The sequence below is a fragment of the Novosphingobium sp. UBA1939 genome (assembly GCF_002336885.1).
Taxonomy (GTDB): domain Bacteria; phylum Pseudomonadota; class Alphaproteobacteria; order Sphingomonadales; family Sphingomonadaceae; genus Novosphingobium.
Window position 1 is genome coordinate 25804 of the sequence record NZ_DDFB01000113.1, and the last position, 7479, is coordinate 33282.

Sequence of the window (7479 nt, forward strand, 5' to 3'; positions counted from 1 at the left end):
TGGAGACGCATCATGGATCTTAACCTTGCCGGAAAGACGGCTCTCGTCACCGGTGCCACGGCGGGCATCGGCCTTGCCATTGCCGAAAGGCTTGCCGCCGAAGGCGTTGCGGTAGCGATCAGCGGCCGCGATTCCGCAAAGCTGGAGCGCGCGGTGCAGGCGATCGGCGCGAAGGGGAGCGCGCGGGGCGTGCTGGCCGATCCGGCGACGGCCGAAGGTGCGGCCGCGCTGATCGCGGCGGTTCCCGACGTCGATATCCTCGTCAACAATCTGGGAATCTACGAAGCCAAGCCCTTTGCCGAGATCAGCGATGCCGATTGGCATCACATTTTCGAGGTCAACGTGGTGAGTGGCGCGCGGCTGGCGCGGCATTACTTTCCGCAAATGCTGGCGCGGGGCACCGGGCGCGTGATCTTCGTGTCCAGCGAAAGCGCGCTGGCCACCCCGCAGGAAATGATTCACTACGGGATGACCAAGACGGCGCAGCTGGCGATCGCGCGCGGGCTGGCAGAGCAGACGCGCGGCACCGGCGTGACGGTGAATGCGATCCTGCCCGGACCGACGCGCTCTGAAGGGATCGTGGATTTCATCCGCTCGGTCGTGGACAACAAGGATGCGCCCGAAGCCGAACGCGAAGCCGAGTTCTTCGCCCGGTTCCGCCCGCTTTCGCTGATCCGGCGGCTGATCGAACCCGATGAGATCGCGGCGCAGGTCGCGGTGCTCGCCAGCCCGCTGGGCGCGATCACCAATGGCGCTGCCGTCCGCATGGAAGGCGGGATCATTCCAACGATCGCCTGAAGCGCAATCCCGTGCCGTCGAACGGATTCGCGGCACGGGAAGGCGGATTATCGTCAGACGGCTTCGTACTGCGTTGCCTTTTCCTTGCGGACGGTGCGGCTGTTGCGTCCGTCGATCGCTACCGGCACTTCGCCGGCGATCGTCGCACGGCGCAGCGTGCGGCGCTGGAGGCCGAAATCGGCGACGGCCCGGTGCTGGGTGGACTGGTTATCCCAGAACGCCACATCGCCCGGCTGCCAGCGCCAGCGCACCACGTTTTCCGGCTTGGTGATGTGGTCCTGCAGGATCTGGAACAGGCGCTGCGAATCCGCCTGGTTCAGCCCGACAAAGCCTTTCACGAAATGGCCGAGCAGCAGGCTGCGCTGCCCTGACACCGGATGGACGCGGACCACCGGATGTTCGGTTTCGTAAACGGTGGAGGCAAAGACGTTGCGGTGCTGCGCGATGCGCTCTCGCTGCACGCTGTCTTCGCTGCCGCGCGCGGGATTGCCCAGCGCCGCCGCATAGTCATAGAGATTGGTGTGCGTGGCCCACAGCGTATTGACCAGTTGGCGCAAGGGTTCGGGCAGGCCTTCGTAAGCGGTTTCGCCATTGGCCCACACGGTATCCCCGCCGGCCTCCGGAATGGTGATCGCGCGCAGGATCGATCCCTTGGGATAGGCGTCGACGAAGGTTACGTCGGTATGCCAGCTGGACGCGGCGTAGCCTTCCTTGCTGTCGAGTTCGAGCAGGTAGCGCGATCCTTCGGCCACGGGCACGGTGGGGTGCGCCACCGGATCGCCGAACAGCGCGGCGAAGGCCTCGTGCCGGGCGTCGTCCAGTTCGTGCTGGTTGCGGAAGAACACGACCTTGTGGCGCACGACGGCATCCTTGATCGCCTGCACGGTGGCGGGATCGAGATCGCCGGACAGGGTCACGCCCCGGATTTCCGCGCCGATCGTGCCGGTGACGGGCACGATATCGAGCGGGGATTTGGGATCGCGGGCGTTGGTGTAGGTGGTGATGGCATTCATGATGCAGTCTCCTTGAAACAGGGGGCAGGAGGGATCATTCGGCGGGCACGAGGGAGGCGGCGCTGGTGCGGTCCCGCGCCTCGAGTTGTCGGCGAATTTCGGAGTGACGCTTCCCGTCGAGCGGGAAGCCAGCGACGAGCGCGGCCGACACTGCGTGAGCAATCGACGGACCGAGCGCGAAGACGAGCAGCAGGCCGTTCAGCGCCTGCGGCGTGTTGGTGGCGCTTTTGGGATCGAAGCCGAACCCCGCGACCAGCGGTAGGGCCAGGCCCACGGCCAGTGCGCTGCCCAGCTTTTCCGAGACGCTGAATACGGAGTAATAGAGACCGACGCGGTCCTCGCCGGTTTCGGCGCGATGCTTGTCGGCGATGTCCGCCACCATCGAGCGGAGCATGATGTTGCCCGATCCCTGCGCCAGCCCTTGCGCGAAGGCGAGGAACAGGACGAGGCCGAAGCGGTCGGGCGTGGTCAGCAACAGGCCGGCGTTGATGGCGGCCTGGACCAGTTCCGCCAGCACGGCCGTCCGATTTTTGCCGAGCCTGAGCGAGATGCGCAGCCAGATCGGGCCGGCCGCCATGCCGAAGATGTACTGGAACAGGAACAGCCCCGCCGCCCATTCCGGCCGTCGCAGATAGTAGGTCACGTAGAACACCAGGAGTACACCGCGGATGCCCTGTCCGGTGCGGACCGAGGCGTCGGACAGGATCACGCGGACCAGCAGGCTATTTCCGAACACCGCGCCCAGCGTCGTGCGCAGCGAAAACGGCGCCCGCGCCACCAGCTCCGCCGGGCGATCCGGTGCGGCGGTCAGCGTCAGCCACAGGCCAGGCAGGGCGGTGACGAGAACGAGCGCGCCGAACAGCGCTAGCCGCATTCGTCCGTCGCCCTGGAACAGGCGGTCGCCCACGGCGGCGACGGCCAGCGTCACCACCAGCGCCACCGCGACCAGCACGGTGATGTAGGCGGTGATCCGCGTGCGCTGATGATAATCGCTGCTGAGTTCGCCCGACCACGCGAGCAATGGTGTCTGTACGGCGGATGTGCCGGCATAGAACAGGAGCAGGCCGGTTGCGAGCCAGACGATGCTGCCGCCGGGCGGCGGGAAGAACAGCAGGACGGCGCCCGCGGTGAAGGTCAGCCCACCCGCCGCGATCCATGTCCGCCGCCGGCCGAACCGCGCGCGGGTGTGGTCGCTCAACGTCCCGATCACCGGATCGAGCACCGAATTGATGATCTGGCCGGCCAGCATCAGCAGGCCCAGCGTGCCCAGCGACAAGCCGAAATCCTTGGCCATGATCGCCGGCAGATAGGCCACGACGGGTTGTGCCGCGGCGTAGATCGGCACGGCGATCGCGGCAAAGCGGATCAGGCGCCACGCCGATGGAGCGGATTGCGGAGAGAGTGTCATGCCGGGCCGTCCCTGGTTCAGGCCGCCGCTTCGGTGACAGCGGTGGCGGGGGGCGCGGCGACGGCGGGTCGCGCCAGCCCCAGATGATCGCGCAGGGTCGTGCCTTCGTACTCGGTGCGGAACAGCCCGCGCCGGCGCAGCTCTGGCAGGACGAGATCGATGAAGTCGGTCAGCCCGTCGCGCAGCGTGGGCGCGAGGATGTTGAAACCGTCGGCGGCGCCTGCCTCGAACCATTCCTGCAGCGTGTCGGCGATGTCGGCGGGCGTGCCGACCAGCACGAGATGGCCGCGCGCCGCGCTGATCCGGCCGACCAGCTGGCGCACCGACAGGCCTTCGCGCAGCGCCAGATCGTAGAGCAGCCGCTGCCGGCTTTGCCAGCCTTCGGTGAAGGGTGGGGGAGGGGGCGGCGCATCCAGATCGACCTCGCTGAGGTCCCAGTCGAGGAACGTCTTGAACCCCTGCGCGGCGGCCTTGACGTCGACGAAGCGCTGGAGCCCGTCGAACTTGGCCTGCGCTTCCTCGCGCGTGGGGGCGACATAGATGCTGGCACCGGGCATCACCAGCAGGCTGTCGCGGCTGCGCCCGGCGGCTTCGGCCTGGTCTTTCACCCCCTGCGCGAAGGCGACGGCCTCCTCCAGGGATTGCTGCGCGGTGAACACCACTTCGGCGGTAGCGGCGGCGAGCTTCTGTCCGTCGGCGGACGATCCCGCCTGCACGATCACGGGATGGCCCTGCACCGGCCGGCCCGATTGCAGCGGCCCGCGCACGCTGTAATAGGGGCCTTCGTGGTTCAGGAAGCGGACCTTGGCCGGATCGGAAAAGCGCCCGCTTTCCTTGTCCAGCACCAGCGGATCGTCGTCCCAGGTGTCCCACAGGCCCTTGACCACGCTGATATGCTCTGCCGCGCGGTCATAGCGTTCGGCGTGGGCAAGCTGATGCGACAGGCCGAAGTTGGCCGCTTCGGCATTGGTGCCCGACGTCACCAGATTCCAGCCCGCGCGGCCGCCGCTCAACTGGTCGAGCGCGGCGAACTTCCGCGCCACATGGTAGGGCGGCATGTAGGTGCTGGATACCGTGGCGATCAGGCCGATCCGGCTGGTATGCGTGGCCAGCGCGGCCAGCAGGGTCAGCGGTTCCCAGAAATAGACCGGCGGGGCGTAGCTGATCGCCTCGGCGGACCCGCCCAGCAGGCCCACGTTGTCGGCGAAGAACACCGCGTCGAACTTGGCGGCTTCCGCCTTCTGCGCGAGTTCGCGGTAGAACTCGAAGCGAAAGGCGTCGTGCGGATCGACATCGGGATGGCGCCAGGCGGCGACATGGTGCCCGATGCTGTAGAGGAATGCGCCGAGGCGCATTTGACGGGGTTCGGCCATGGTCAGAATTTCCCGGAAAGGGCCACGCCCCAGGTGCGGGGTTCGCCCAGGATGGTGATGATGGGGGTGTTGGCGCTGGCCGCGCCGAATGCCGCGGCGTAGCGCTTGTCGAACAGGTTCTTCGACCACAGCAGGATCGAATAGCGATCGTCCTCTGTCCGCAGCCCGATGCCGGCGTTGACCAGCGCATAGGCGTTCTGCCAGCCGTAGATTGAACGCGGATTGATCAACGCGGTGCGGCTGCGATAGCTGACGGTGGCGTAGCTCGTCAGCTTGAGGTTGCCGCCGATCGGCTGCTCGACGTTATAGCCGCCCTGCAGCACCCACTTGGGCGCGTTGGCGATCTGGTAGCCGGTGAGGCTGAGCGTAGAGGTCGCGCCGCCCAGCGCGGCCTGGAATTCCAGCGGCGCGGGCGCGTTCGCATAGTTGAGGTACTTCGCGTCGTTATAGGCGCCGTTGAAGTTCAGGGTGAGGCCCGGAACCGGCGCGATCGTGGTTTCGAACTCCACCCCGCGCAGCCGCACCTTGCCCACGTTGGCAAGGTAGGAGCCGAGCGTGGGCCGCTGCGTATCGACTTGAGCGGCTTGATAGCCCTTGATCGTGTTGTTGTAGAAATTGACGTTGAGCGTCAGCTTGCGGTCGAGCCAGGTGGTCTTCAAGCCGGCTTCGAAGTCGAGCGACTTTTCCGGCTGGGTGATGATGACCGACTGCGTGAGCGTGGAGGCGGTGGTGTTCGCCGCGCCCGATTTCTCGCCATAGCTGGCCGAGCCATAGAGCAGGATGTTGTCGCTGACCTTGAACGACGGGTTCACCAGCCAGGCGACAGAATTGCGCGTATTGGCCGCGCTCACGGTGAAAAGGCCGCCTTCCGCTGCCGTGGTGCCGCCAAGACTGGCAAGAATGGTTGAACGGGCGGTGTTCAGCGCTGGCAGGGGTAGGGTGGCGCCGCCGGTATAGGAACCGGTGACGTTCACCTGCTTGCGTTCGCGGGTGAAGCGCACGCCGCCGGTCAGCGAGAGGGCATCGGTCAGGTGCAGCGTGGCCTGTCCGAACACCGCGCCGCTGTCGATCTTGAGCTTGCCGCGCTTGCTGTAATCGATGCCGTCGAGGATGGCGGCGGGGGTGGCGTTGCTGCCGGTCAGGAACGCGGCCGCGCCCGAATAGAAGATCGTGCGGTAGTCGCTGACCAGGTCTTCGTGCAGGTAATAGGCGCCCACCTGCCAGTCGAGCAGGCCGCCCTTGTTCGAGGCGAGCCGCAGTTCCTGCGAATACTGGTCGACATCGACGTCATAGCCGGCGCGGAAAATCGGCAGCGGCGTCAGGTCGCTGTCGTTGTAGGGGCGGAAATAGAGCTGACGCCAGGCGCTGACCGAGGTCAGCGTCGCGCCGCCGAAGTCCCAGTTCAATTCGTTCGAGATGCCGTTGGTGCGCGAGACCAGCCGCTGCTGCGAATTGAGATTGGCGTTCTTGGTGACATCGAAGCTGGGCGTGTAGCCGAACAGCGTCTTCAGCTTGTTGGTCCAGCTTCCGGCACGGACGGATCGCACCGTACCATCGAGGTTCAGGTTGGCGTTCACGTCGGCAGAGGCCGGGTAGAAGTTGTTGTATTCGCGCGTTTCGTAGTGCTCGACGATCAGGCGGCTGCTGATGTTGCTGGCCGGCGTGAACAGCAACTGGCCGCGCACGGACCAGCGGCTGTTGTCGAGATACTTGGCCCCGTCATAGGCATTGCGGATCCAGCCGCCGCCCTGATCGGTGGCGAAAGTGACGCGATAGGCCAGCTTGTCGGCGATGATCGGCCCGGTGGCATTGGCGCGCACCTGGAAGCGGTTGCGGCCACCATACGTGGCGTTGATGTTGAGTTCGGGATCGAACTTGGGCTTGGCGGTGCGCACGATCACCGCGCCGATGGTGGTGTTCTTGCCGAGCAGCGTGCCCTGCGGACCGCGCACGACCTCGACGCCTTCCAGATCGACGAAATCGAGCCAGCTGAAGCCGACGTGGGTAAAGAACACGTTGTCCACGATCAGGCCGACGCCGCCTTCGGCGCCGTCGTTGTTGGCGTTGCCGCCCACGCCACGGATGTAGAGGCCCGAAACGCGCGTGTTCTGCTGGATCGCGCCGAAGTTGGGGACCTTCACCGTATAGTCCGCCACGCGGTCGAGATGCTGGGCGTTGAGTTCGCCGCCAGCGATCGAGGAGATGGCGAGCGGTACGTCCTGCAACCGCTCCTCGCGGTGGCGCGCGGTGACGATGATCTCGTTGCCGGCATCGGCGGCTTCCCCGTCCGGCGCGGCGGTGCTGTCCGCGGGCGCATCGGCACCCGGGGCATCGGCGGCGGTTGCCCAGGCAGGTGCGGCGGCGAGCGCGATGAGGCTGACCGAAGCTGTGGCAAGGGCGCGCGAAAGGCTTCCGCGAAGCGCGGACGAAATGAAATCGGACATAGTTGATCCCTGAAACCTGAAGATGGAAACGGGCGTGCCGCACGCATGCGTCCGGTGGACCGGAACGCGGGGCATGGTGACCGCGTCAGTTGTAAAGCGACGGTTGTATGGTTCGTGAGGGGCGCAACCGGCCGGGCGATCCGGCTCCCTCCGCACGCAGGGCGCGGCCGGACACGGCGGGTTACGTCAGATAAAGCTCATGGCACGCATCGTATCACCTCATCACTTGGCGTGAGGGAACACGATGCCTGGCGCTGTCGCCCCAGCATCGCGCGCTTTAGCGGTTGGTAACGCGGAGCAAGCTGCTTCCCGATCAAATGCCGCGGACCAGGACCCTCTGAAGACACGGCCGGCCTGGTCACCGGAACCCGTGAGGGATGAATGTCTACTTATTTGGTTGAGTCATAAGCGTCAAGCGCAAGCTTTGCTTTTGCGCCGGACAG

General features: G+C 66.1%; 5 protein-coding genes. 1 reads left to right on the top strand and 4 read right to left on the bottom strand.

Translation table 11 applies throughout. The annotated features are described in order from the left end of the window. The first annotated feature begins 12 nt into the window (after positions 1-12). Positions 13-798 carry an SDR family NAD(P)-dependent oxidoreductase gene (locus tag B3547_RS14750; RefSeq protein WP_292964312.1) on the top strand — a complete coding sequence of 262 codons (786 nt, stop codon included), beginning with the start codon at positions 13-15 and terminating at the stop codon, positions 796-798. 53 nt (positions 799-851) lie between these two features. On the opposite strand, the gene B3547_RS14755 is transcribed toward B3547_RS14750, so the two are convergent. Genes B3547_RS14755 through B3547_RS14770 form a run of 4 tightly spaced genes read right to left on the bottom strand, consistent with a single transcriptional unit; the run spans position 852 to position 7036 of the window. Next, complete coding sequence (locus B3547_RS14755) at positions 852-1811, bottom strand: TauD/TfdA dioxygenase family protein (RefSeq protein ID WP_292964314.1); 960 nt, start codon at positions 1809-1811, stop codon at positions 852-854. Between the two features lie 34 nt (positions 1812-1845). After that, entirely contained in the window at positions 1846-3219 is a 1374-nt protein-coding gene (locus B3547_RS14760; protein WP_292964316.1) for an MFS transporter, read from the bottom strand. Positions 3220-3236: 17 nt separating this feature from the next. Then, the gene (locus B3547_RS14765; protein WP_292964318.1) at positions 3237-4592 is read right to left on the bottom strand and encodes an LLM class flavin-dependent oxidoreductase; all 1356 of its coding nucleotides are present in this window, start codon (positions 4590-4592) and stop codon (positions 3237-3239) included. Positions 4593-4594: 2 nt separating this feature from the next. Continuing rightward, positions 4595-7036 (bottom strand): TonB-dependent receptor, encoded by a 2442-nt coding sequence (locus B3547_RS14770; protein WP_292964320.1) that lies wholly within the window; start codon positions 7034-7036, stop codon positions 4595-4597. Between the last annotated feature and the right edge of the window lie 443 nt (positions 7037-7479).